The sequence below is a fragment of the Brevibacterium sp. 91QC2O2 genome (assembly GCF_024580695.1).
GTDB classification, from domain to species: Bacteria; Actinomycetota; Actinomycetes; order Actinomycetales; family Brevibacteriaceae; genus Brevibacterium; species Brevibacterium moorei.
Genome location: NZ_JANIJY010000092.1, coordinates 1 through 260 on the forward strand (window position 1 = coordinate 1; position 260 = coordinate 260).

Annotated in this window: 1 rRNA gene; it reads left to right on the forward strand. The window is 42.3% G+C overall.

The features are described from left to right. Nucleotides 1–201: 201 nt before the first annotated feature. Nucleotides 202–260: ribosomal RNA gene (locus tag NQ036_RS15895) — 16S ribosomal RNA — on the forward strand; the annotation flags it as partial.

The following is a 260-nucleotide window of genomic DNA, read 5'->3' on the forward strand; positions in this document are numbered from 1 at the left end:
GGGTGTGTGCCTGTTGTTTGAGAACTCAATAGCGTACTTGAATAGTTTTTTTCGTGATGCCAGAACTAAGTAGTACATATTTTCTGGCTGAAAATAATAATGATGGATGATACGAAGAACAATGCCTCTCTTGATGGTGGGTGTTGTTCTTTTTCTCGTCAGTCTGTTCTTTTCGGTCGGGATCGCTTTTAAGCAAATTTTTTTGTGGAGAGTTTGATCCTGGCTCAGGACGAACGCTGGCGGCGTGCTTAACACATGCA